At 65.5% G+C, this 24912-nt stretch carries 20 protein-coding genes, 1 pseudogene and 1 riboswitch; of the genes and pseudogenes, 13 read left to right on the top strand and 8 right to left on the bottom strand.

Going from position 1 to position 24912, the window contains the following annotated elements:
• Positions 1–35: 35 nt before the first annotated feature.
• Together ACTIIH_RS09650 and ACTIIH_RS09645 are read right to left on the bottom strand one after the other, a co-directional pair.
• On the bottom strand, positions 36–875 hold the full coding sequence (locus tag ACTIIH_RS09650; protein WP_441451584.1) for a phosphotransferase family protein: 840 nt from the start codon (positions 873–875) through the stop codon (positions 36–38).
• Positions 876–880: 5 nt separating this feature from the next.
• Positions 881–1399 carry a DUF1990 domain-containing protein gene (locus ACTIIH_RS09645; RefSeq protein ID WP_441451583.1) on the bottom strand — a complete coding sequence of 173 codons (519 nt, stop codon included), beginning with the start codon at positions 1397–1399 and terminating at the stop codon, positions 881–883.
• Positions 1400–1564: 165 nt separating this feature from the next.
• On the opposite strand from ACTIIH_RS09645, the gene ACTIIH_RS09640 reads away from it, so the two are divergent.
• From ACTIIH_RS09640 to thpD, 10 genes are all read left to right on the top strand, one after another.
• The gene (locus ACTIIH_RS09640; protein WP_441451582.1) at positions 1565–2383 is read left to right on the top strand and encodes an SDR family oxidoreductase; all 819 of its coding nucleotides are present in this window, start codon (positions 1565–1567) and stop codon (positions 2381–2383) included.
• Between the two features lie 325 nt (positions 2384–2708).
• A riboswitch (glycine riboswitch) is annotated at positions 2709–2823 on the top strand.
• 98 nt (positions 2824–2921) lie between these two features.
• Positions 2922–5855: an aminomethyl-transferring glycine dehydrogenase gene (gene gcvP / locus ACTIIH_RS09635; protein ID WP_441451581.1), complete on the top strand. Its 2934-nt coding sequence runs from the start codon at positions 2922–2924 to the stop codon at positions 5853–5855.
• On the top strand, positions 5855–7117 hold the full coding sequence (locus tag ACTIIH_RS09630; RefSeq protein ID WP_441451580.1) for a glycine cleavage system aminomethyltransferase GcvT: 1263 nt from the start codon (positions 5855–5857) through the stop codon (positions 7115–7117). The genes gcvP and ACTIIH_RS09630 overlap by 1 nt, the downstream gene beginning before the upstream one ends.
• 110 nt (positions 7118–7227) lie before the next feature.
• Positions 7228–7626 carry a glycine cleavage system protein GcvH gene (gene gcvH / locus ACTIIH_RS09625; RefSeq protein WP_025778548.1) on the top strand — a complete coding sequence of 133 codons (399 nt, stop codon included), beginning with the start codon at positions 7228–7230 and terminating at the stop codon, positions 7624–7626.
• A gap of 150 nt (positions 7627–7776) precedes the next feature.
• Positions 7777–9309 (top strand): L-serine ammonia-lyase, encoded by a 1533-nt coding sequence (locus ACTIIH_RS09620; RefSeq protein ID WP_441451579.1) that lies wholly within the window; start codon positions 7777–7779, stop codon positions 9307–9309.
• Between the two features lie 516 nt (positions 9310–9825).
• Positions 9826–10320, top strand: coding sequence for a diaminobutyrate acetyltransferase (gene ectA / locus ACTIIH_RS09615; RefSeq protein WP_025778552.1), 495 nt, complete (start codon positions 9826–9828; stop codon positions 10318–10320).
• Positions 10321–10479: 159 nt separating this feature from the next.
• Positions 10480–11784 carry a diaminobutyrate--2-oxoglutarate transaminase gene (ectB, locus tag ACTIIH_RS09610; RefSeq protein ID WP_441451578.1) on the top strand — a complete coding sequence of 435 codons (1305 nt, stop codon included), beginning with the start codon at positions 10480–10482 and terminating at the stop codon, positions 11782–11784.
• Positions 11785–11955: 171 nt separating this feature from the next.
• Positions 11956–12363, top strand: a complete 408-nt coding sequence (locus ACTIIH_RS09605; protein ID WP_101554808.1) for an ectoine synthase — start codon at positions 11956–11958, stop codon at positions 12361–12363.
• 264 nt (positions 12364–12627) lie between these two features.
• Positions 12628–13341 (top strand): hypothetical protein, encoded by a 714-nt coding sequence (locus ACTIIH_RS09600; RefSeq protein WP_441451577.1) that lies wholly within the window; start codon positions 12628–12630, stop codon positions 13339–13341.
• Positions 13342–13546: 205 nt separating this feature from the next.
• Entirely contained in the window at positions 13547–14455 is a 909-nt protein-coding gene (gene thpD, locus ACTIIH_RS09595; RefSeq protein ID WP_101554834.1) for an ectoine hydroxylase, read from the top strand.
• Between the two features lie 154 nt (positions 14456–14609).
• Here thpD and ACTIIH_RS09590 read toward each other — a convergent pair whose 3' ends face one another.
• Positions 14610–16103, bottom strand: a complete 1494-nt coding sequence (locus tag ACTIIH_RS09590; protein WP_101554810.1) for an alanine/glycine:cation symporter family protein — start codon at positions 16101–16103, stop codon at positions 14610–14612.
• Positions 16104–16443: 340 nt separating this feature from the next.
• On the opposite strand from ACTIIH_RS09590, the gene ACTIIH_RS09585 reads away from it, so the two are divergent.
• Positions 16444–17304: a glycerophosphodiester phosphodiesterase gene (locus tag ACTIIH_RS09585; RefSeq protein ID WP_441451576.1), complete on the top strand. Its 861-nt coding sequence runs from the start codon at positions 16444–16446 to the stop codon at positions 17302–17304.
• Positions 17305–17328: 24 nt separating this feature from the next.
• Here the strand turns inward: ACTIIH_RS09585 and ACTIIH_RS09580 are convergent, their stop codons facing one another.
• Entirely contained in the window at positions 17329–17781 is a 453-nt protein-coding gene (locus ACTIIH_RS09580; RefSeq protein WP_441451575.1) for a pyridoxamine 5'-phosphate oxidase family protein, read from the bottom strand.
• 170 nt (positions 17782–17951) lie between these two features.
• On the opposite strand from ACTIIH_RS09580, the gene ACTIIH_RS09575 reads away from it, so the two are divergent.
• Positions 17952–20369 carry a thioredoxin domain-containing protein gene (locus ACTIIH_RS09575; protein ID WP_441451574.1) on the top strand — a complete coding sequence of 806 codons (2418 nt, stop codon included), beginning with the start codon at positions 17952–17954 and terminating at the stop codon, positions 20367–20369.
• A gap of 71 nt (positions 20370–20440) precedes the next feature.
• Here ACTIIH_RS09575 and ACTIIH_RS09570 read toward each other — a convergent pair whose 3' ends face one another.
• The 4 genes from ACTIIH_RS09570 to ACTIIH_RS09555 form a co-directional block, all read right to left on the bottom strand.
• Positions 20441–22207 carry an ABC-ATPase domain-containing protein gene (locus ACTIIH_RS09570; protein ID WP_441451573.1) on the bottom strand — a complete coding sequence of 589 codons (1767 nt, stop codon included), beginning with the start codon at positions 22205–22207 and terminating at the stop codon, positions 20441–20443.
• A gap of 31 nt (positions 22208–22238) precedes the next feature.
• Positions 22239–22556 (bottom strand): amidohydrolase family protein, encoded by a 318-nt coding sequence (locus ACTIIH_RS09565; protein ID WP_441090661.1) that lies wholly within the window; start codon positions 22554–22556, stop codon positions 22239–22241.
• A complete protein-coding gene (locus ACTIIH_RS09560; RefSeq protein WP_441090662.1) occupies positions 22553–22816 on the bottom strand; it encodes a hypothetical protein in 264 nt (87 codons plus the stop codon). The genes ACTIIH_RS09565 and ACTIIH_RS09560 overlap by 4 nt, the downstream gene beginning before the upstream one ends.
• 145 nt (positions 22817–22961) lie before the next feature.
• The gene (locus ACTIIH_RS09555) at positions 22962–24266 is read right to left on the bottom strand and encodes a M18 family aminopeptidase (RefSeq protein ID WP_441451572.1); all 1305 of its coding nucleotides are present in this window, start codon (positions 24264–24266) and stop codon (positions 22962–22964) included.
• Between the two features lie 135 nt (positions 24267–24401).
• On the opposite strand from ACTIIH_RS09555, the pseudogene ACTIIH_RS09550 reads away from it, so the two are divergent.
• Positions 24402–24912, top strand: a pseudogene (locus ACTIIH_RS09550) (hypothetical protein); the annotation flags it as partial.

Here is a 24912-nt window from a genome sequence, read left to right as displayed (position 1 = left end):
GGCGCTGGGGCGGTGGGCTGCTGGCTCTGCAGTTCTCACAAAGACGCGTTCCACTCCTCGAGGCGGCTGCGCAGCAGTTCGGCCGTCATGTCGGTGAGTCCGATGCCGTGATAGTTCGGCAGCCAGGTCTCGACACGATCGGCCGCGCTCGCCGCCGCCTGCACATCCCAGTCGTTGATGTCGGAGATCGGGGCACCGAGTCGTGCCTCGTACTCGGCGAGGAACGATTCGGCAGCAGAGGGGGAGCCGAGCAGGACGAGGTCCTGCCTGCACCAGGCGAGATCGAAGCCCCGCGGAGCGTGCTTGGCTCCCGACCAGTCGACGACCCCCGTGAGCTGAGATGCCTTGGTGGTCTCATCACGCACCCACAGAGCGTTGCCGATCCAGAAATCTCCGTGGGAGAGCACTCGATCGCGGAGGTCGAGTCGGCCGAATGCCTGTTGTGCGCGGTGGCCGATTGTAGTCTCCCCGGACGGTGCTGTCATGGGTGCTAAGGGCAGTCCGGTGCCGTCGAGTCCATGGATGGCGAACAGTGCCGCCGCCATCTGCCGCGCCACGGCAAAGAGGTCGGCGCGGGGATCGGGCGTCGATCCGGCGACCCTGGTCGTGATGATGAGCGGTTCCGCGGCGCCCGCGCTGGCGGCGACGAGGTGAGGAACCATCGGCCCGAGCGAGGCGATTCGTTCGAGCGCGGCGAGTTCTCTGGCCACGGCGTCGTCTCCCGAGGGAAAGGCCCGAACGACGACTTCGGAATCGCCGTCGGCGGCCAAGAGGGTGAGGGCGTGTTGGCCTGCGGTGAAGACCTCGAGCAGCTCGAGTTCTCGGTCCAGCAGTCTTGATGCCGCTAGTAGGGTGTTCTCCGGTGATGGCGGCACGCGCATCATCGCCGCGGTTGGGCTGCCGGTGCGCGCGGAATCTCCGCGTACCGGGCCAGCAGCTTCTTGAGCCCGGACGTATAGCGTTTGGCCATCATCATCTGCGAGGCGGTCGTGATCGGACCGGCCGCCTTGAGCAGCGGACGACCGGGCACCGAATCCGCGGTGATTGAGGCAGCGAGGCGGCCCTCAGCATCCGCGGATACGAGGAAGGTCTCCTCTCCGTTCTCCAAGTGACCGGGCAGGGTGCGGTAGGTGAATCCGGCGCGGTCAGCCTCGTCGATGACCTCGGAGACGATGCACGCGCCGACCGTCACGAGCAGATCCCGACCGCGCAGCCGCCTCGGCGAGGTCGGCCATGCGGGGTTGAGCCGCAGAGCGACGATCTGGCCCTCGACCACCCGGCGAGACGGGCGGACGACGACGCCGGCGAGGTCCTGGAGTGCCCACGAGAAGACCGCGTCGCGGGCGAGTGGGAATTGTGCGGCCGGGCCGACGTCGAGGTGGAACTCGAGATGATTCATGACTCCATTCTCGTCCAGTGCGCTCGCTTGGTGCCGCAGTCCTTGTCTTCCTCCAACGGCTATGCCTACGATGATTACCGATCGCTGAACGAACGCTCGCTTCCCGGCGATTCGCCAGGTCAGCGCCGAATGACCATGTCACTGCACGAACACTGGAGTTCATCAATGTCAGACCGCACCTCAGCAACACAGCCGACAGCCGCCTCTGCGGAACCGAATTCAGGACGTCGTTTCGAAGGGCAGGTTGCCGTCATCACGGGTGCCAGCCGCGGCATCGGGCTCGGGATCGCGCATCGTCTGCAGGCCGAAGGCGCCACCGTCATCCTCACCGCGCGCAAGCCCGAAGCGCTGGGCGAGGCAGTCGCGGAGTTCCCCGAGGGCACGGCGATAGGCATCGCCGGCAAGGCCGACGACCCGGCTCACAGGTCAGAGGTGTTCGACACGATCGCTGAGAAGTTCGGTCGCCTCGATGTGCTCGTGGCCAACGCCGGAATCAACCCGGTCTACGGTCCGCTCGTCGACATGGAGCTCGACGCCGCGCGAAAGATCTTCGACGTCAATGTGCTCGGCACGCTGGCCTGGGTGCAGGACGCCGTCCATCATAATGGCCTGAATTTCCGCGAGAACAGGGGGCGGGTGGTGGCGATCTCCTCGGTGGCCGGGCAGGTGCCGAGCGAGGGCATCGGCTTCTACGGAATCTCGAAGGCGGCGGTCTCGCACCTGACAAAGACCCTCGCCGTCGAGCTCGGTCCCGACATCCGTGTCAACGCCGTCGCCCCGGCAGTGGTCAAGACGAAGTTCGCCACCGCGCTCTACGAGGGCAGGGAGGTAGAGGTTGCGTCCGCGTACCCGGTCAAACGCCTAGGGACTCCCCAGGACATCGCCGGTGCCGTCGCCTATCTCGCGTCGGACGACGCCGATTGGATCACCGCCCAGGTGCTCACCGCAGATGGAGGAGTCGTCACCGCCGGCGGCAGCGCCTGAGACTGAGTGGCCTGCGGCTGATCGTCGACTGCCGGTAACCGGCAGCTCAAACATGGGTCGCATTCGGATACTGCGGCCCGAATCCAGGTCGCTATCGGATACTTCTGAGCAAGCAAAGTATCCGATAGCGACCCATTCCTGCATACGCGGCCAGGCGGCGCTGCCGCAGGGAGTTGGGCCTCGCAGCGGTCCGACGAGCGGTCACGGCGAGAGGGCCAGCAGGGGGTTTGTCGAGGGTGATTTCATTCACTAGAATCGGAGGCGCAGTCTCAGCCGGGGCCCACCAAGGCCTCGTTGGTTCTGCGCATAACTTCATACGCCGCTAAGACAAGACGTGGGAGAGCTGCCGCTGTCAGGCCGAACCGAGCCGGACACCGAGCAGCGCCGTAGGTGCAATTCCCTCCCCGGGAAACTCTCAGGCCCAGTACCACCGATTGCAGGCATATCTGAAGGACTCCGGTCCGACAGATCGGGGAGGACACTCAGTGATCGCTGCGTCCTCCCATCGGTGGACGCGACACCGACCCTAGGACGGCAATTGACCAGTTCACTCGCCCATACGACGCAGGCAACAGGGGACACCGCGCGCCCCTTCTCCGACCGCCACATCGGCCCTCGCGCCGATGACGTGCAGGCCATGCTCGCCGAACTCGGCTATGACTCCCTGGAAGCGCTCTCTTCCGCTGCCGTCCCGGAATCCATCCAGAACGACGAACTCAACCTGGCCGCGGGCCGCTCCGAATTCGACGTGCTGAACGATCTGCGCGACCTCGCCGACCAGAATGTCATGCGCACCCAGCTCATCGGCCAGGGCTACTACGACACGATCACCCCGGCCGTCATCCGCCGCAACCTGGTCGAGAACCCCGCCTGGTACACCGCCTACACCCCCTACCAGCCCGAGATCTCCCAGGGCCGCCTCGAAGCGTTGCTGAACTTCCAGCAGGTCATCCAAGACCTCACCGGCCTCGACATCGCCAATGCCTCCCTCCTCGACGAAGCCACCGCCGTCGCCGAGGCGGTCCTGCTCATGCGTCGCGCCGTAAAGAAGGGGACAACCGTCGTCCTCGACTCCGAACTCCACCCGCAGACCATTGCCGTCGTCCGCGCCCGGGCCAAGGCCATGGACTTCCGCGTCACCGTCGCCGACCTCGCCGAAGGTCTCGTCGGCGAAGACATCTTCGGCATCGTCTGCGCCCAGCCCGGCACCACCGGCGCCATCCGCGACTTCACCGTCGCCGTCGACGGCGCGCATGACCGCGGAGCACTCGTGACCTTCGACGCCGACCTGCTGGCACTGACCCTGCTCAAGGACTGCGCCTCCCAAGGCGCGGACATCGCCGTCGGCTCGGCCCAGCGCTTCGGTGTGCCCCTGTTCTTCGGCGGCCCCCACGCCGGCTTCATGGCCGTGAAGTCCGGACTCCAGCGCCAGCTGCCAGGCCGCCTCGTCGGAGTGTCCAAAGACGCCCAGGGCAAGCCGGGCTACCGCCTGGCCCTGCAGACCCGCGAGCAGCACATCCGCCGCCAGAAGGCGACCTCCAACATCTGCACCGCGCAGGCGCTGCTCGCCAACGTCGCCTCGATGTACGCCGTCTACCACGGCCCCATCGGCCTGACCCGCATCGCCTCCCGCGTCCACCGCCTCGCCCACGCGTTCGCCGGTGCCGCGGACACCGCCCCCGGCGCCGAGGTTCTCACCTGGGATTTCTTCGACACCGTCGCCCTGCGCGTGGCCGATGCCGAAGCCGCCCGCTACGTCGCCGACCAGGCCGGATTCAACATCCGTGTCATCGACGACTCGACCGTCGGCGTCTCCTTCGGCGAGCCCCACACCGTGGCCGACGCCAACGGCCTGCTCGAAGCCCTCGGCATCCTTGCCCGGGTCGACGCGGACGACTTCGAAGCCGCCTCGGCGGGGACCTTCGGAGCCAACGCCGTGCCCGAGCCCGCATTTGATGCGAAGTTCCAACGGGGCACCGAATTCCTCACCCACCCCGTCTTCAGCGCCCACGGTTCCGAGACCTCGATGATGCGCTACCTGCGCACCCTGTCCGACCGGGACCTCGCACTCGACCGGACGATGATCCCGCTGGGCTCGTGCACGATGAAGCTCAACGCCGCCGCCGAGATGGAACCCATCACCTGGCCGGAATTCGCCTCCATCCACCCCTTCGCCCCCGTCGAGCAGACCCAGGGCTGGCGGAAGCTCATCACCCGCCTCGAAGACTCGCTCGTCGAGGTCACCGGGTACGACCGCGTGTCCCTGCAGCCCAACGCCGGCTCGCAGGGTGAGCTGGCCGGACTGCTCGCCATCCGTGCCTACCATGTGGCGAACGGCGACGATGCCCGTACCGTCGTGCTCATCCCGCAGTCCGCTCACGGCACGAACGCCGCCTCCGCAGTGCTCGCCGGTCTCCAGGTCCAGGTTGTCGCAACGGCCGATGACGGATCCGTGGACATGGACGACCTCGATGCGAAAATCGCCAAGCACGAAGGCGCAATCGCCGGCATCATGATCACCTACCCGTCGACCCACGGTGTGTTCGAACCGCAGATCCGCGAGGTCTGCGACAAGGTGCACGCCGCCGGCGGCCAGGTCTACGTCGACGGTGCGAACCTCAACGCCATGGTCGGACTCGCCAAGCCCGGCGAATTCGGCGGCGACGTCTCCCACCTCAACCTGCACAAGACCTTCTGCATCCCCCACGGAGGAGGCGGACCCGGAGTCGGCCCCGTCGCGGTGCGCGAACACCTCGCCCCGTACCTGCCCGGCGATGCCACGCTGCCGGAACTCGTCGCCGGTGACCCGGAGGCCAAGGAGCTGCCGATCTCCGCATCGATGTTCGGCTCCGCAGGAGTCCTGCCCATCAGCTTCGCCTACCTCGAACTCATGGGCGCCGAAGGGCTGCGCGAGGCCTCGCGCTCGGCTCTGCTCGGTGCGAACTACCTGGCGAAGAAGCTCGGCGACGTCTTTCCCGTCCTCTACTCGGGTGAGAACGGACTCGTCGGCCACGAAACGATCCTCGACCTCCGCGCGATCACCTCGGCGACGGGAGTCACCGCCGAGGACGTCTGCAAGCGGCTGATCGACTTCGGCTTCCACGCCCCGACCCTGGCCTTCCCTGTGCCCGGCACCCTCATGGTCGAACCCACCGAGTCCGAGGATAAGGACGAGCTCGACCGCTTCATCGAGGCCATGCGCACCATCCGCGCCGAGATCGACGAGATCGGCAATTCGTATACCTACGAAGAGTCGCCGCTGGCCCTCGCGCCGCACCCGGCGACCGTGGTCATGGACGACTGGGACGGCAAGTACAGCCGCGAGACCGCGGTGTTCCCCGTTCCCGGACTGCGCCACACGAAGTACTTCCCGCCGGTCAGCCGCATCGACGGAGCCTACGGCGACCGCAACCTGGTGTGCTCCTGCCCGCCGCCAGAGGCCTTCGAAGAGTTCGAGGAAGAGGACAAGTGATGACCGACACCACCGGAAACACACCCAAAGAGACTCCGCTGCACAGCATCCACGCAGAGCTCGGTGCCTCGTTCACCGACTTCGGCGGGTGGGACATGCCGCTGAAATACGGTTCGGAACTCGCCGAACACCGTGCCGTGCGTGAGGCCGCCGGCCTCTTCGACCTCTCACATATGGGTGAGGTGCGCATCAGCGGAACCGACGCCGCCGCCTTCCTCGACTACGCGCTCGTCGCGAAGTACTCGACGATGAAGATCGGCAAGGCCAAGTACGGAGTCATCGTCAACGAGGCAGGTGGCCTGCTCGACGACCTCATCACCTACCGCATCGGTGAGGAGGAGTTCCTCATCGTCCCCAACGCCTCGAACACGCCCACTGTGGTCGCCGCGCTGAAGGACCGCGTGCACCAGTTCGTGCAGACCGTCGCACCAGGCTCCGATGTGCACCTGACCGATGAGTCCGATGCCACCGCGCTCATCGCCGTGCAGGGCCCGAACTCGGAGGCGATCATCCTGCGCGCCCTCGACGAGTCCGGCCACGGCGAATTCGGACCCCGCACCGGCGCCGACGACCAGGCGAAGGCCCAGGTCACCGACGATGCCAACGGGGGAGCCACCTCGGCGGGGGATGCGAAGATCACCATCGGTCGGGCGGTGCGCGAACTGGGGTACTACGCGTGGATGCCGCTGACGATCGCAGGGATCGACCTCATGCTCGCCCGCACCGGATACACCGGTGAGGACGGGTTCGAGCTCTACACCCCGAACATCGGCGCCGCCCGCCTGTGGAACACGCTCGTGACCTCGGGCGCGGACTACGGTCTCGTGCCCTGCGGTCTGGCCGCACGCGATTCGCTGCGCCTCGAAGCCGGAATGCCGCTCTACGGCAACGAACTCGATGAGAACACCACCCCGTTCGACGCGGGGTTGGGCCGGATGATCGGGTTCAAGACGAAGGACGAATTCTTCGCCCGCGAGGCTCTGGCGAAACTCGGTGAGACCGAACCGCCGCGCGTGCTCGTCGGCCTGAGCTCGGAGGGGCGCCGCGCCGCCCGCTCCGGAGCCGCCGTGTCGATCGACGGCTCCGAGGTCGGCACCGTCACCTCCGGTCAGCCCTCACCGACCCTCGGCCACCCGATCGCCCTGGCCTACATCGACCGGGACCGCGCCGAGGTGGGCACCGCCGTGACCGTGGACATCCGCGGCAAGGCCCATGACTTCACCGTCACACAGCTGCCGTTCTACAAGCGCCAGGCCGACTGACGCTCTCACCCACGATTCATCCTGGTGGGACCGGTGACTCGTAGACTGGTTCCACCCGGCACAACAACGTCGTGACCGCCGCTTACCGGCGGTCGCAGTAAGGAAGACAGATGGCACAGCTGCCCCCGCTCCCGCAGAACTTCACCTACTCCGCCGAACACGAATGGGTCGACGGCGCCGCCGATGAACTCGTCGGCAAGACCGTCAAGGTCGGCATCACCGCCGTCGCCGCCGACGCCCTCGGTGAGGTCGTCTACGTCGACCTGCCCGAGGTCGGCGACACCATCACCGCAGGCGAGACCTGCGGTGAGGTCGAGTCCACGAAGTCCGTGTCCGATCTCTACACCCCGGTGACCGGCGAGGTCGTCACCATCAACGAGGCGGCCGTGGACTCACCCGGACTGCTCAACTCCGACCCCTACGGTGAGGGTTGGCTGTTCGAGGTCGCCGTGACCGAGGTCGGCGAAGTCATGGACGCCGCCGCCTATGCCGAGGCGAACTCTCTCTGAGCCTCAGCCTTCGGGCGGAGGACACAAACCCTGAAGCGGGGTCGGTCGAGGTCGGTGCCGACACATCGTCGGCATCGGCACGCCATGCACATGAGTGCACGGCTGTTCGGTCGGCCCCGTCGTCATCTCATCAGAAACGAAGTGATTGCCATGCCATTGAGTGTCTTCGACCTCTTCACAGTCGGCATCGGACCGTCGAGTTCCCACACCGTCGGGCCGATGCGTGCCGGCGCGAGCTTCATCGACCTCCTGAGCGATTCGCTGAGATCCGTGGCGGATCTGCGTGTCGACGTGTTCGGCTCCCTGGCCGCCACCGGCGCCGGTCATGGGACCTTCGACGCGATCCTCATCGGACTCGAGGGCTGCCGCCCCGATCTCATCGAAGCCAACGAACTCAATGCCCGGCGGACGCGGATGTCCGAGACCGGGACGATCATCCTCGGCGATTCGACCGGCAACGGCGTCGAGCTTTCGTTCACCGAGGATGACATGGTCAAACGCCCCCTGACCGTGCTGCCGCGCCACACGAATGCCATGACCGTGACCGCCTATGACGCTGCCGGGGCGACCCTCGCCGAGGAGACCTATTACTCCGTCGGCGGCGGTTTCGTGACCTCGGAGACCGAATTCCTCGACAAGGAGAAGACCGCCGAGGCTGGCGCCGGCGGGGGCGGCGACGGTGCTGCCGACGACGGCGGCGATGTGGCTGACGGCGGGGGCGGCGACGGCGGCAGCGATGTCGAGTTCGCGGTCGCGGACTCTGTCGTCGATGCCGAACTCGAGTCCTACGACGACGAGCTGCCCTATCCTTTCCATTCAGGTGTCGAACTGCTGCAACGCTGCCGCGAGAACGACCTGTCGATCGCGGAGATCATGCACGCCAACGAACTGTCGATGCGTGACGAGGACGAGATCCGGCACGGCCTGCTCCACATCTACTCGGTGATGGAGGAATGCGCTTCGGCGTCCTTGGACCGGTCCGGTTATCTGCCCGGAGGGCTCAAGGTGCGTCGCCGCGCACACGACTGGTACCTCAAACTCAAGGCCGAGGATCCCGACCGGGACCCCGGCTACTACCTCGAATGGGTCAACCTCATCGCAATGGCCGTGAACGAGGAGAACGCCTCGGGCGGCCGCGTCGTCACTGCACCCACCAACGGGGCGGCCGGCATCATCCCCGCCGTGCTGCACTATGCGCTCAACTACGTTCCAGCGGTGGTGGAAGGCGGCGAGTCCGCGAAGCACCGGGCCATCGTCGACTTCCTGCTCACCGCGGCGGCCATCGGCGTCCTGTACAAGGAGCGGGCGTCGATCTCCGGCGCCGAGGTGGGCTGTCAGGGTGAGGTCGGATCCGCCTCGTCGATGGCCGCCGGGGGACTGGCCGCCGTGATGGGCGGGACGCCCGAGCAGGTGGAGAACGCCGCCGAGATCGCGATGGAGCACAACCTCGGCCTGACCTGCGATCCGATCTCCGGACTCGTGCAGGTGCCGTGCATCGAACGCAATGCGATCGCCGCCGGCAAGGCCATCAATGCGTCCCGCATGGCACTGTGGGGCGACGGCCAGCACCGGGTCAGCCTCGACGAGGTGATCGAGACGATGCGCCAGACCGGTGCGGACATGTCCTCGAAGTACAAGGAGACAGCGATGGGCGGCCTCGCCGTCAACGTCGTCGAGTGCTGAGGCGGGTGCGTCTTGGGGTGTGGGGCTGGCACCTGGGACGAGGGGCTGAGGCTGCCTGCCCATAGACAAGCCCACAGCCAATAGGTCGCTATCGGATACTTTCAGCGCTGAAAAGTATCCGATAGCGACCTTTGTTTGGGTGCAGGCATCCGATAGCGACCACATTTCGAACTGCCCATCGCACTGCCGAGGCGACCTGATCTCCGAAACCAACGCGAAGCCGCTCACAGGGCCTCGGATGCCCTGCGGACCAACAGGCCTCCTTGCTGTCCCAATTCGGGTGAAGTGACATGGAACACGTGGAACCCTTGTTCCAACTCCGCGAAAATGTAACGAAACGATAACGAACCTCTGGCGCGGTATGAGCGCGAAGAAGCGCCCCGACGCATCCCAGAGATGCCATGGGGAAAGTCGGGTCTGTTACATGTCGGCAGGCCGGGGGCAGCGTTGTGAAAGTGGCCCGGAATCGACAGTTTCGAGGTTGACGCTCATTCTCATCCCGCTAGGTTTGTTGGCGTGATTAACGCACTCGCTGAACCGAAGACGCAAATCGACGTCCGGACTCCTGAGCTGGAGGACGGGCAACATCTATGGCGGCTCGCGAAAGACACAGCCGTGCTCGATCTGAACTCCTCGTACTCGTACCTGCTGTGGTGCCGTGACTTCGCGGACACCTCGGTGATCGCACGGATCGGCGGAGAGCCCGCCGGCTTCGTCACCGGCTACACCCGTCCGGAGAATCCGGACACCCTGATGATCTGGCAGGTCGCCGTCGACGAGAACTTCCGCGGACACGGACTCGCATCGACCATGCTCAACGAGCTGGCCGACCGTACCGGTGCTCTGCGGATGGAGACGACGATCACCGATGACAATGCGGCGTCCAACCGTCTGTTCCAGACGTTCGCGGAGAAGCGCGGGGCCGGTTTCGACCGTCGCCCGCTGTTCACCCCGGACCTCTACCCGGACGGCCACGACACCGAGTACCTCTACGAGATCGCACCCCTGTAACGAGCCCCACCCCGGCGCCGCGCGGACCCCTGCTGCAAGGGAGCGGACGCGCCAGGTGCCAGGAGGCGGAAGAGATCGCCCGCAATAAGCGGCGGCCACCGCCTCGGCGACTGCATCCGATGCAGACGCACAACTTTGGAAGTCGAAAGGACTCAAGTCATGACTGAAAGCGCCAAGCCCACACCAACTGACAAGCCCGACATCTTCGAAACTCGCGAATCAGCGGTTCGCAGCTACTGCCGTTCCTGGCCGGCGACCTTCGCCCGGTCGCAGGGCGCCAAGCAGTGGGACGAAGACGGCAACGAATACCTCGACTTCTTCTCCGGTGCCGGTGCACTCAACTACGGCCACAACAACCCGGCCGTGATCAACCCGCTGATCGAATACCTGCAGTCGGGTGCCGTGCTCCACTCGATGGACATGAAGACCCCGGCCAAGCGTGAGTTCCTGCAGACCTTCCAGGACCTCATCCTCAAGCCGCGCGGACTCGACTACTCCGTCATGTTCCCCGGGCCGACGGGCACCAACACCGTCGAGGCGGCTCTCAAGCTCGCCCGCAAGGTGACCGGACGTCAGCACATGCTCTCGTTCACCAACGCCTTCCACGGCATGACGCTGGGCTCGCTGTCGGTGACCGGCAACTCGATGAAGCGCAAAGGCGCCGGAATCCCGCTGACCAACAGCTCGAAGATTCCCTACGACGACTACTTCGACGGCGAGGTGCCCGACTTCCTGTGGCTGGAGAAGGTCCTCGCGGACTCCGGCTCGGGTGTCGACAAGCCTGCCGCTGTCATCGTCGAGACCGTGCAGGGCGAGGGCGGGCTCCGTGCCGCACGTGCCGAATGGCTGCGCGCTCTGTCCGACCTGTGCAAGAAGCACGACATCCTCCTCATCGTCGATGACGTGCAGGCCGGCTGCGGCCGAACCGGTTCGTTCTTCAGCTTCGAAGAAGCCGGCATCGAGCCCGACATCGTCTGCCTGTCGAAGTCGATCTCCGGTTCGGGTCTGCCGTTGGCACTGACCCTGTTCCGCCCCGAGCTCGACGTCTGGGAGCCCGGCGAGCACAACGGCACCTTCCGCGGAAACAACCCCGCGTTCGTCACTGCCACCGCCGCCATCAAGACCTTCTGGGCCGACAACGAGTTCCAGAACCAGCTTGCCGACACCATCGCCGCTTTGCACCAGCGCCTCGACGGAATCGTCGAGAAGGCCGAAGGCGCTTCGATCCGCGGACGCGGCCTGCTGGCCGGCCTGTGCTTCGAGGACCTCGAGGTGGCCGGGAAGGTTGCCGCCTACGCCTTCGACAACGGTCTCCTGCTCGAGACCTCGGGCGCCGATGACGAAGTCATCAAGATCATGCCGCCGCTGACGATCGACTCGCGCGATCTGCAGGCGGGTCTGGACATCATCGAGGCCGGAGTGGCCAAGTTCGCTCCCGCCGCAACCACGGCCGCGCTGGCCTGACCCACCTCTGCCGGGCCGGCGTCGCAGCTGTGGCGCCGGCCCGAGCTGTGGGCGGAATCGAGCTCACCGGTTCGATCGTCCACCCGGGCCGAGGGACGCCGTTGATGTGCGACGGACGTCGGCGGCCCACCCCCTGAACACTTCCACCGACCTTTTGCGAAAGGACCACAGATGTACGTAGTCAACCGCGATGACCTCAACGACACCGACCGCGATGTGAAGTCCGAGACCTGGCGCTCACGCCGCATGGTGCTCGGCAAGGAGCGCGTCGGATTCTCGTTCCACGACACCGTGATCTACGCCGGAACCACCTCGACGTTCCACTACCAGAACCACGTCGAAGCCGTGTACTGCGTGCAGGGCAAGGGAACGCTGACCGATCTGGAGACCGGCAAGGAATACCCGCTCCACGACGGCGTCATGTACCTGCTCGACGGAAACGAGAAGCACACCGTCGTGGCCGAGGAAGAACTCCGCATGGCCTGCGTGTTCAACCCGCCGGTCACCGGCCGTGAGGTCCACGACGAGAACGGCGTGTACCCGCTCATCGTCGAGGATGAAGCCGCACCCGCGAACTGATCGAGGTCCAGTCGAAGACTGGATCGGCGGAAGCTGACTGAGCTTCACTCGCCGAGGCGGCCCGAGCATTGCGCTCGGGCCGCCTTTTCGCGTGTGGTTGAGGCTTCCGGGTGAACGGCACCGTTGAGCGGGGGTCGGTTGGACTGCAGGTGTGGTAATCTTCGGCCATACAACTTTCAAGTTCGTGACTTCTCGTTGCCGATTACACATTCGTTGACTCCGACTCAGGCATCCTCTTCCATCCCATCTTCAGTTGGAGCCTCCATGAAGTTCCTCAAGCGCGCCCTTGTGGCGTCCCTTGCTGCTCTTGCTCTCGCCGTCGGTCCCGCCGTCTCCGCCGAGGCGGCGAGTTCATCATTCGACGTTACAAAGCTCTGGGGAGACAGCGTCGTTGTGTCCGACTGGAACTGCAAATATACAAACGTCTACATGAAGCATAAGAAGTCCAGGATTGATGACTGGGACGTTGACACTGATATCCGGGGTCGTCACGGCTGGGCCGATACGGCGTGGTTCTCGGACTACAGCGGCTCCAAGAAGGACCGGATCATGATCTGCCCATCGTCAGATGGCCTGGGTAAGTACACCCTCGGACCTTCAGAAGTCAGGGCCTATTACTACGGTGGCTCAAGCTATAACAGCTACGGCGAAGTCGAGCGTGCCGACTACACCAAGGGCTCTTTCTACGTCCGCGGCAAGTCCTACGCTTCGCTTTCTGCAAAGCGCAGCGGCAGCACGGTCACGCTGACCTCGTCGTCGAAGGTCTACCACCCGGAGCGCTACGGGAAGATCAAGTACAGCCCGAAGGTGAAGTTCCAGGTCAAGTCCGGCAGCAAATGGAAGACGCTGAAGACGGTCTCCGCGAAGAAGGGCAAGGCCACCTACAAGGTGAAGTCGAAGAGCAAGAAGTACTACCGTGTCACCTTCAGCCAGGTCAGCTGGGCAACCGGAGCGACCTCGAAGTCGGTCAAACGCTGACCGTCCAAAGAATGACCGGCACCTTTGGAGGCGATTCATCTCTGTTGGATCGCACCGAGGGTGCCGGTCTCTCTGTCCTGGTTCTGACCGGGGTACCGGGGACGATGTCTTCCTGTTACGGTGGCCGCACAACCCGATCTGCGGGGCCGATGAGCAGTTACGCCACCGGCCCGGCAGACGGCACATAGCGAAGGAAGGAGAAATGATGACAGCAGTATCAGCTGCGACCGCAACCACAGATCTCTATCCGACTCGCTCCGGTGAGACCACAGAGGTTCTCCCGCGCACGGGTCCGATCGTCTTCGGCTCTCCCGAAGACGGCCCCCTCGAGGCGGCTGATCTCAAGCACTTCGAGGACACGGGCTATCTGACGATCGATCAGCTCATCACAAGCGAAGAGCTCACACTCTTCACCGACGAGCTTCAAAGGCTTTCGCGTGACCCGGAGGTGAAGGCCGATGAGCGTACCGTCGTCGAAGCCGAGTCCGACGAGGTCCGGTCGATATTCGACATCCATCGCACCAATGAGATCTTCAGAAAGATCGCGAACGATCCGCGCCTCGTCGACCGTGCACGTCAGATCCTCGGAACCGATGTCTATATTCATCAGAGCCGGATCAACTACAAACCGGGATTCGTGGGCAAAGAGTTCTCCTGGCATTCGGACTTCGAGACCTGGCATGCTGAAGACGGAATGCCCACTCCGCGCGCGGTGAGTCTTTCGCTGTCGCTGACGGACAACTACTCATTCAACGGCCCGCTGATGATCATGCCCGGCTCGCACAAGCGCTACATCAGCTGTGTGGGAGGCACTCCCGAGGACAACTATCGGAAGTCCCTCATCATGCAGGGTGCAGGCACCCCGGATCGTCAGACTCTCAGCGACTTCGCCGACGAATACGGCATCGACGTGCTCGAAGGAGCGGCCGGCGGAGCGATCATGTTCGACTCCAACTGCATGCATGCGTCGAACGGCAACGTCACTCCGTTCTCGCGCTCGAATATCTTCATCGTGTACAACTCGGTGGAGAACACCTGTGTGGAACCGTTCGCAGCGCCGAAACCGCGTCCGGAGTTCGTCGGCAGCACGGACTTCACTCCTGCCGGCCGCTGACGACTCACGCAGACGACTCACGCGCACACCGGATTTCCCGATGAGGTGAGCGCACCAGCACAGTGGGGCCCGGCACCGTCGAGATGGTGCCGGGCCCCACAGTCGTGTGCACGGTGTGCACCGACAACGTCGCTCGCTGTCGGAGAGCACCCTGTCACTGTCCGTCTTCGCGAACCTTCTTCCCGCGGTCCTGCCAGAACTTCGCGGTGGTCACCTCGTCGGTGCCGTCCCAGGCGTCGACATCGGTGTTGATGCGCTTGAACGTGGGCAGATCGCCGCGGTGGAAGACGGGTTCGAAGCCGGCTCGACGCTGCTGCTGATAGTTCTTCAGCAGCGAGAACACCAGCGGCGAGAGCATCAGCAGAGCGAAGAGGTTGATGAGCGCCATGATCGCCATGAAGATGTCCGCGGCAGTCCAGACCAGGTCGAGCGCCGCGATCGCACCGATGAACACCGAGACCATGACGATGACCTGATACACCCGCAACGCGGCGCGGTTCGTCGTCAGATGCTCGATGTTCGCTTCGCCGTAGTAGTAGTTGCCGAGGATCGACGAGAACGCGAAGAGGAAGATCGCGAAAGTGAGGAAGTGGATCGCCCACTGCCCGAGCTGACCGCTCAGAGCCGTCTGTGTGAGCTGGATGCCCTCGGCAGAGCTGCCGTACTCCGGGTTCGACAGCAGGATGATGAACGCGGTGATCGAGCAGACGAGGATCGTATCGAAGTACACGCCCAGCGCCTGCACGAAGCCCTGCTTGGCCGGGTGCGACGCCGATGCGGTGGCTGCCGCGTTCGGGACCGAACCGATACCGGCCTCGTTGGAGAACAGACCGCGCTGCACACCGATGAGCATGATCGAACCCAACGTGCCGCCGGCGAGCGAATGCATGCTGAACGCGTCAGCGAAGATCGTCGCGATCATCGACGGAACGGCACCGATGTTCATCGCCACGACGATGATGCCGACGATGAGGTAGAGACCGGCCATGATCGGCACCAGATAAGCCGAGATGTTCGAGATGCGCTTGGCACCGCCGGCGAAGATCGCGAATGCGGCGACGGCGATGATGGCACCGGCGACCGCGGCGAAGACGCCGTCCGAATTCTCGACTCCGAAGGATGCGCCGACGGCGTCGACGATGGAGTTCGACTGCACGGAGTTGAACACGACGCCGTAGGTGATGGCGACGATGACGGCGAAGAGCAATCCGAGCCACTTCATGTTCAGCCCGTGCTTGATGTAATAGGCGGGGCCGCCGCGGAAGTTCGGGCCGTCCTTGAGTTTGTACAGCTGGCCGAGGGCGGACTCGGCGAAGGCCGTGGCCCCGCCGACGATGGCCGTCAGCCACATCCAGAACATCGCCCCCGGACCGCCGAGCGAGATCGCCAATGCGACACCGGCGATGTTCGCCGTCCCCACTCGCGAGGCCGCGGAGATCGAGAAGGCGCGGAACGGCGAGATGTTCCGGTTGCCCTCGGAATCCCGTCCGCCCGGCTCCGTCAAGGTGCGGAGCATCTCGGGCAGCAGGCGGATCTGCACCACTCCCGTGCGGATCGTGAAATACAGACCAGTGGGGATGAGAACAGCTACAAGTATGTATGACGATACGGTGCTGACACTGTCGAATGCACTCTGGAGCATCTCCATTGAACTGCGCCTCCTTCGGCAATCGTGCTGGAGAGGATCGGAGGTGCGGAAAGCGAAAACTCCGTCCGGGGTTATCCCCAGTCTGCCACCCCACCCCCTGCCGGTGTGGCATCGGCCCCTGCTGTGAGTGATGCCGGTGGTTCGCAGCCGAGTCAGCATCGGCTCAGGCGACGGCCAGTGCCGACACCGGCAGGATTCATGTCCCGTCCACTCGCGCATCACCCGGGCCTTGCTCGGGCCGCCTAGTCTGGGCGGCCTAGTACTCATCGTTCGGTCGCCTAAGCAGCAGTTGGATCCGGTGCCCGAACGCCACCCGCAGTCTCCGTGGAGGAGTTCTGAAATGCCCATCACCCTCGCCACCCCCACGTCCGATCCCTCGCCCAGAGATCTCAGCACCGGCATCGCCGACACCGTGATCGATCCTGCCCGCGTTCGGGTTCCGCCCCTGGTCATCGCACACCGAGGTGCGTCCGCCGAGTGGCCGGAGAACACGATCCCCGCGTTCATCGCCGGCATCGACCAGGGCGCAGACATGATCGAAGCCGACGTCCACATGAGTGCCGACGGCGAGCTCGTGATCATGCACGACACCACCGTCGATCGCACGACCGACGCCCGCACCCTGTACCCGAATCGCGAAGACCGCAGAATCGCCGGCATGAATGCCGCCCAGATCGCCACGCTCGATGCCGGAAGCTGGAAGGGTGAGGAGTTCGCAGGTGTCCGCGTGCCCCGCCTCGCCGAGGTGCTCACCCTCGCCCACGACACCCGCACCGGCCTGCTGCTCGAGGTCAAGCATCCCGAGGTCTATCCCGGAATCGCCGAGGCGGTCCTGTCCGCCCTGCGCGCCGTGCCGAATTACCTCGAGCGGGCTTTGGCCGCCGGCATGCTCGTCGTCCAGTCCGCGAACTGGGCATTCGTCGCCGAATTCCACGCGCTCGCTCCGGAGATCCCGGTCGGTGTGCTCGGCCGACCCTGCCCGGACGAGCTCCAGGACTTCGCCGACTGGGTCGACCAGATCAACCCGGAATTCTGTGCCGCCGACGCGGACTTCCTCACCGCCATCCACCAGCTCGGAATGACGAGTCTGGTGTGGACCGTCGACGACATCGGCGAGATGGAACGGGCCATCGACGTCGGCGCCGATGGCATCATCACCAACGCCCCCGATCGCCTCGTCGAGGTCGTCGAAGCACTCTGATCGAGGAAGAGCCGGTCGACGGGGTCACTCGTGCGGGGCGCGTGATGCGTCGCTGAGCGCTGACCTCCAGGTTGCGGGATCGGTCACCGGGAAGCTCCTGCCGGTGACCTCCTCGGCGAGGATCCGGACGAAATGATTCTTCGTCCCGGCCTGCAGCGGGGAGACGTCGAGGGAGACGGTGTCGCGCAGCTCGTCAGGAGCGTTGATCTCCTTCGCGTCACCCTTGACGACGACGCTGAAGGCAGTCTCATCCTCGACACCGTCGATCTCGAAGGCGGCGCGGGGATGGCCGCGGACGGCGTCGATCTTCGTGCCATCGCCGGTGCGGATGACGAGTGCGGAATGTTCGACGGTGAAATTCACCGGGAAGATCTCCGGGGCACCATCGACGATGACGGCCAGGCGACCGACGGAGGCGGATCGCAGGAGGTCCCAGCAGTCCGCGGCGTCGAGCGTCCAGGGTGATTCGGCGTTCATTGTCGTTCTCCTGTCTCCCAGCGGCGGGCACCGGGATCGGTTCCCTCTCCACTGAGTTCTACATAGTGTAGAAGAATGCCGGATGCGGGGGAAGAGCTGATCGAGGGCCGGAAGATACGGTCTCAGAAGTCGGCCTCGCGTGTAATCGTCCGAAGTGAGACGCTGGGGGCATGCCGAACGAACTCGCCGACTCGACCAGCCCCTACCTGCGCGCGCACGCCGACAACCCCGTGGACTGGCGGATGTGGACGAAGGAGACCCTCGCCGAGGCGGCCCGCCGTGACGTCCCCCTCCTCATCTCGATCGGCTACTCCACCTGCCACTGGTGCCATGTCATGGCGCACGAATCCTTCGAGGACGAAGCGGTCGCGGCGATGATGAACGACCGGTTCGTGCCCGTGAAGATCGACCGGGAAGAACTTCCGGACATCGACGCCTATTACATGAACGCGCTGCAGGCGATGACCGGCCAAGGCGGATGGCCGATGACGATCTTCGCAACACCTGCCGGCAGTCCCTTCTACGCCGGCACCTACTTCCCGCCCGCGCCGCGGGGCAATCTGCCCGCGTTCACACAGGTGCTCTCGGCCGTATCGGCGACGTGGACGGACCGCCGCGACGAGGTCAACCAGATGACGGTCCGGATGGACCGCGGATTGGCCGAGATGGCCGATGCCGTGACCAGCGCCCTGCCCGCCGAGGCGGCCGCGGAGTCCCTGACTCCCGATGAGCTCGATTCCGCCGCCGCAGCGCTGCTCGATTCGTACGATCCGGCCTGGGGTGGATTCGGCGGTGCCCCGAAGTTCCCACCGATGATGAACGTCCTTCAGCTTCTGGCCGCGTTCGTGCGCTTGGGCGGGACCGCCTCGGCGGGTGAGGGGGCGGACGACGGTGCTTCGGCGCGCCCGGGAACCGATGGAGCGGCCTCGGCGAATGCGGCATCGCACGACGCACACCCTCTGGATCGGGTCCGGGCCGAGGGGCGGCTCGGCTGGCTCGGCGCGGACGGGCACCTGACCGGCGAGCTCGTCCTCGACTGCCTCATCGCCGTGCGCTCGACCTTGGCCCGGATCGCTTCCGGCGGCATGCGCGACCAGGTGCGCGGCGGGATCGCCCGCTACAGCGTCGACCGACAGTGGTTCGTGCCGCACTTCGAGAAGATGCTCTACGACAACGCCCTCTACCTGCGTGCTGTCGTCGCCTGGGCGAAGGTCGAACGTGCCCTGGACCCGAGGTCGAAATGGCTCGCCCTGGCCGAACGGGAAATCGCCGATACTGCGAACTTCCTGATCAGCGATCTGTCGACCGATGACGGGTTCATCGCCGCCCTCGACGCGGATTCGCTCAACTCGGCGGGAGTCTCCGAAGAGGGCGCAACGTATGTCTTCACCCCCGAGGAATTCGCTGAAGCCGGGCAGGCCGGTCTGCTCGGGCTCGTCGATTCGCCGGCCGGGGGCGAGCTGTCCGGCCAGGTGGTCGCGGCTGTGCGCATCATCGATTGGCTCGGCATGGAGGACGTGCCCTTCGACGCGGACCACCCCGCGCCGTGGGATATCGAGGCGACGAGACGTCAGCGCGAGGTGCTCGAGCAGCTGCGCGCTCGCCGGTCCCAGCCGGCCCGTGATGAGAAGATCATCACCGAATGGAATTCCCTGGCCGTCACCGCCCTCGCCGAGGCGGCCCTGTACTCCGGTGCGGGAGCTGAGTCTGTCGACGGTGCCGAGTCGACGCGATGGGCAGAAACAGCCGTGCGGTTCTGGACGGCGATGGACGAACGAATCAAGCGGGCAGGAGCGAGCACCGGATCGATGGAGCAGGTCGGCTCGATGGAGCAGGTCGGCTCGGCCTCGCTCGATGTGCGGCGCAGCTTCACCGGCAGAGTCGCCGGCCCCGGGCGGGGCGGGCTTGCAGACTGGGCGCAGACGATCACCGCTGGAATCACGGTCCGACAGCTGTCGGGCGGGGCCTCCTCGGTGAGGGTGGGGGACCTGGTCGACCTCGCGGCGACGATGCTCGCCCTCTTCACCTCCGAACGCGGGGACGGGGTCCTCGAGGCGGTCGATTCGCTCGGCGACGGGATCATCGACGTGAAGTCGGCGGACCCCGTCGACAACACCGTGCCGTCGGGACGATCGGCGGCTGCCGAGGCGCTGCTGTTGCTCGCCGAAATCGGTGTCGAGGGTGCGACGTCTGGTGGGCCGGAATTCGGTGGATGGGAGCCATCCGGTGAGGGCGCGTCCCCGGTTGAAGGAGCCGTGCTGGATACGGGACGGCTGTTGGAGGTGAGGGATCGGCTGCTCGGGGTCTATCGGGCACTGGCCGGTGAGGCGCCGCGCGGGTGCGGCCATGCGCTGTGGCAGGCCGAGCGGGCACTGTCGCCCGTGCGGGTCGCCACCGTCGACGAGACCCTGCGGACCATCGCGGCCACGCATCCAACGGTCACTCTGCTCACCGCCTCGACCGGAGTGCCCGGACCGGACGGTCGGGAGGTCGACGTCCCCGCGGGGACGGCGATCGTGTGCCGGGGGACCTCGTGCTCACTGCCAGTCGGCACGGCCGCCGAGCTTGTTGGGCTGCTGAACGGATAGGGGCGAGGTTCAGTTCAACGATTGAGAATCGGGTCAAGTTTCGAGGCCCTTCTCAGCGTTCGAGGTTCGGCTCAGCGTTCGAGGCTCAGGCCCCGGTAGCGGTTGAGCGCGGCGGCGATCTCCTGCCCTCGCGGCCGGGTCAGGTGGCCCGGATGGTCGCGGTGGCCCGTGATTCCGTCGAGGCCTTCGGCGTCGAGCATGTCCTCGACCTCGGCCAGCGCCTGGGTCAGGGAGGTGCGTCCGTCGAAGATCTCGGTCAGGTATTCGAGGGCTTCGGCGACTCCGGCCGCCTGTTGAGCGTCGACGAGCTGAGCGATGGCGATGAGGTCGATGAAGTCGCGGCCGAATTGGATCCGGTCGGATCCCTTTGCCCGGGCCGACTTCGTCTTCGAGGCAGGACGCAGTGCCTTAGGCGTCGGCACTCGCGCTGCGGCGGCGAAAGCGGGGGCGGCGGGGGAATCTGAACCGGTGTCCGGGGCGCTGGCGGTTGGAGCCGTTTCGAGGTCGGCTGCGGTGACGCCGACGAGGTCATGCGCCTGGTCCGTGACTTCCTTCGGCACGTAGGCGTCGAGCGCGATGACGTGGTCGGCGACTTCGAAGAACGCACTCGATCCACCGGCGACGAGCACCGTGGACACGCCCTGTTTGGTCAGCAGCGGGCGCACGCGGTCGACGAACGGGGTGATCGGTTCCCGCTCGGCGGGAATGAGCGCACGCATGCGTTCGTCGCGGATCATGAAGTTCGTCGCCGAAGTGTCCTCGTCGATGAGCAGGGTGCTCGAGCCCGCCTCGATCGCTTCGACGAGATTCGCCGCCTGCGAGGTCGACCCGCTGGCGTTCGTCGTGGAGAAGAATCTCGTGTCAGAGCCCGAGGGTAGGTTGTTGATGAACGCCGAGATGTCGTCGCCGGTGACGGCGCGACCGTCCTCGGCCCGAATGGAGGTGGCAGTCGGGTCGCTGATGACCCATTCGCGCCCGTCGCCGGCGATATGCGGGTAGACGCCGCGTTCGAGCGCGCGCAGAATCGTCGACTTGCCGTGATAGCCGCCGCCGACGATGACGGTGACTCCGCGTGGAATGCCCATTCCGGTGACGGTGCGGCCGCTGGAGAGATCGACCGTGTGTTCGAGTTCGGGAGGGGAGGTGAAGACAACCGCATCGGAGGATGTCATCGGCAGGTCCGAATCCCCGGATTTTCGCGGGAGAATCGCACCATTTCCGACGAACCCGATGAGGCCGGCCTCGCCGAGGTGGCTGCGCAGTTCCAGCTGATCCCGGTGCAGTTGGACGTGGTCGGCGAGCCCCTTGGCTGATGGGGCGTGGGTGTCGCCTCCTCTGCCTGCTGGGGCGTCCGACCAGCGGTCGAAGAGGAAGAGCCGTTCGGCGAATTCCGGCAGATCACGGGTGAGGATGTCGGCGGCCTGGTGGCCGAGGATGCGGCGGCCGCGCGCTGGCAGATTGACGAGCAGTCGTGCCTCGAACCCGGCGTCGTCGATGAGGATGTTCGTCCGTTCGAGGACCTCTTGTCCGGGGCGGCCGAGGATCAGTGCGCGCTGATTGATGTTCGCGAGCACCTCATTGCCAGCACGGAGCAGGTAGTCGGCCGCAGCGATGCGGTCGACGCGCTCGGTGGTGAGCTCAAGCGGAACCTTCGCATCGGCACGGTCGACGCGGACCCGAACTTTCGACGGGGACGCGAACGGGTCAGCTTGGACCCGGTCGATGACCACGGTGACCGGTCCGAAGGTGTAGCGGCCGCGGATCTGCTTGAGATTGCCGTAGCTGCGACCGTCGAGGTTATGCAGAGTGGAGGCGAGATTCGATTGACGTGAACTCATCTCACTCATGCTACTGGGCGGAGATGAACGTCTACTCAGCGGATGACGGTTCGAGGCCGTAGAACCTCGCCGCGTTCGACCAGAACACGGCATCCGCCTCGGCGGGGGTGAGCACCTGACGAAGGAGCGTGAAATCAGCATCGGCGAAGGGGCGACGTGCGCGCGTCGACGGCAGATCCGTCCCCACCATCAGAGCGGTCGGGTCGGTGTCGACGATGCGACGGACCGCCTCGGCGTGATCGAGTTCCACACGACCGAAACCGGTGGCCTTGACCTTCACCCCGGCCTCGACGAGGCGCAGCAGGGTGGACAGTCCGTCCTCGTGCATGCCCAGGTGATCGATGCTCACCGCCGGCAGTGAGGCGATGCGTGCGGCGAGGTCCTCTGGCGCAGGAACTCGATGAGGTACCCCTGGTCGAAACCCTGGAACGAACCGGACACGACGGCGCCTCCGACGATCTCGACTCCCACATCGGACAGGCGCTGCAGCCGCGCGCGATAATCAGTGACCGTGAACGGATCGGGCAGATACCCGTTGTTCTCGATCAGCGGATGGCTCGGATCGATGATGTGCAGGTGCGCGTCGAAGGCACGCTGGAGTTCGCTCATACCGTCAACCTACATCGCCTCCGCAATGCTCGTTCACTGCGTAGCGCGTCAGTCGATCCGTGCGCCGTTCGATAGACGCGCCACGCCTTGAACGACGTCAGGGAAGGAAGGACGCTGCGAATGGCGCGGCAACTGGGTCGCGCTGTCAGCTGCCCTGGAGGAACGCCTTCGCGGCTGCGCCGAGGGCGACGACATCGGAGACCGCGACCATTTCGCGCGCCGAGTGCATCGAGTACAGGGCCGGGCCCACATCGACGGTCGTCATGCCCAGTCGGGTTGCGGTCAGCGGTCCGATAGTCGACCCGCAGGGCATCGCATTGTTCGACACGAAATCCTGGTACTCGACCCCGGCGGCCGCGCACGCTTGTGACCACACGGCGGTGCCCACCGCATCTGTGGCGTAGCGCTGCTGAGCGTTGAGCTTGAGCAGGGGACCGCCTCCCAGGCGGGGGCGGACATGCGGGTCGTGCCGTTCCGGATAGTTCGGATGGGCAGCATGCCCGGCATCGGAGGAGACACACACCGAGGTAGCCATCGACGCGAGATAATCGCTGCGCGTCGACTGCGGCAGCAAGGAGGCGACGATGCGTTCGGTGACGTCGGCGAGGAACGGGCCGCACGCGCCCGAGCGCGAATTCGATCCGATCTCCTCGTGGTCGAAGGCCGCGAACAGAGGGATGCCGTCGATCCCGTCGGCATCGAGCTGGGTGAGCGCGGTGACGCCGGCGTGGACGGACAGGAGGTTGTCCAGCCTCGGCGAGGCGAAGAACTCGTCCGCAGCACCGAAGACGGCCGGTTCCTGAGTGGGGATGGTGTAGACATCGTGGCCGACGACGGTCTCGGCATCGACTCCGGCGGACTCTGCGAGCAGTTCGATGATGTCCGCCTCGGCGAGGTCGGCCAGGCCGATGACGGGAGCGGTGTGACGCTGCTTGTCCAGGGCAAGACCCTCATTGACCTGCCGGTCGAGGTGGATCGCGAGCTGCGGGATGCGGGCGATCGGCCCGGTGCGGGCGAGCACGATGCTGCCGTCGGTGAGGCTGAGTCGACCCGCGAAGGCGAGCTCACGATCGAGCCACGAATTCAGCAGCGGCCCGCCGTAGATCTCCACCCCGACCTGCCGGGTGCCTTCGGCGGTGAACTCGCCGCCGGGTTTGAGTTTGAACGCCGGGGAATCGGTGTGGGAACCGAACACACGGAACCGGTCAGCCGCCTCGGTGACGGTGGGATTCATCCACGCGATGAGCGCGCCGTCGCGGATGACGTAATGCCCGGTTCCGGGCGTCAGCGACCACGGAACGGACTCGTCGAGGCGGGAGAAGCCGGCCTTTTCCAGGCGTTTCGCTGCCGTGTCCACCGCGTGGTAGGAGCTGGGAGATGCGCTGACGAAGTCGCCGAGGTCGGCCGCTGTCGTCGCGGCCACATCCGGTCTCGGGAGGGATTCATTCATTTCCCCAGCCTATCGTTTGCGGTAGTTTGGAGGTGAAGAAGATCAGGTCTCAGACGCCGGGTTGCCACCGGGTCCGAGAATCAGGCGGGGGCAGCGACCCTGCGACCGCACCAGCGACGGCAAGGAGTGTTCGACGTGAACCAGTTCGTGACGGAGTGGAACACCTGGCGCGACTCACGGAACTCAGCCCTTGCGAAACCGTTCGGCTGGCTCAGCGTTGTCGGACTGCACTGGCTCGACGCCGAATCGACCTGGACCGATGCCCCGGGCACCTTCACCGTCGACGACGGATGGGTGAGCGTGTCCCTGAAGACCGGAATCAAGGCCGGCCCCGCAGCCGAGACATTCGACCTGCTCAGCACGGTCGACAACGGCGGGACTGCCGGGGATGCTGGCAGCTCCGCTGTGAACGGCGGTGGACCGACGCGTGCGACCAGCGCGGCCGTACCCAGCGACACCTCGACCCTGCCTCGGGTGATGGACCAGGCCGGTGCAGGCGCGGCTGCAGCATACTCTGCGGGTGGCAACCCTTCTGCCGGAACTGACGCCGGATCCGATGCGGGGTCCGACGGCAGACCCGACAGGCACGCAGCCGTGCCCGCCCGACCTCAGGTCCGCGTCGAAGAGAACGGGTTCAGCGCGAAAA

The sequence above is a fragment of the Brevibacterium sp. genome, from assembly GCF_052105255.1.
Lineage (GTDB): Bacteria > Actinomycetota > Actinomycetes > Actinomycetales > Brevibacteriaceae > Brevibacterium > Brevibacterium linens_B.
This window is presented reverse-complemented; position numbering and strand designations above follow the sequence as displayed.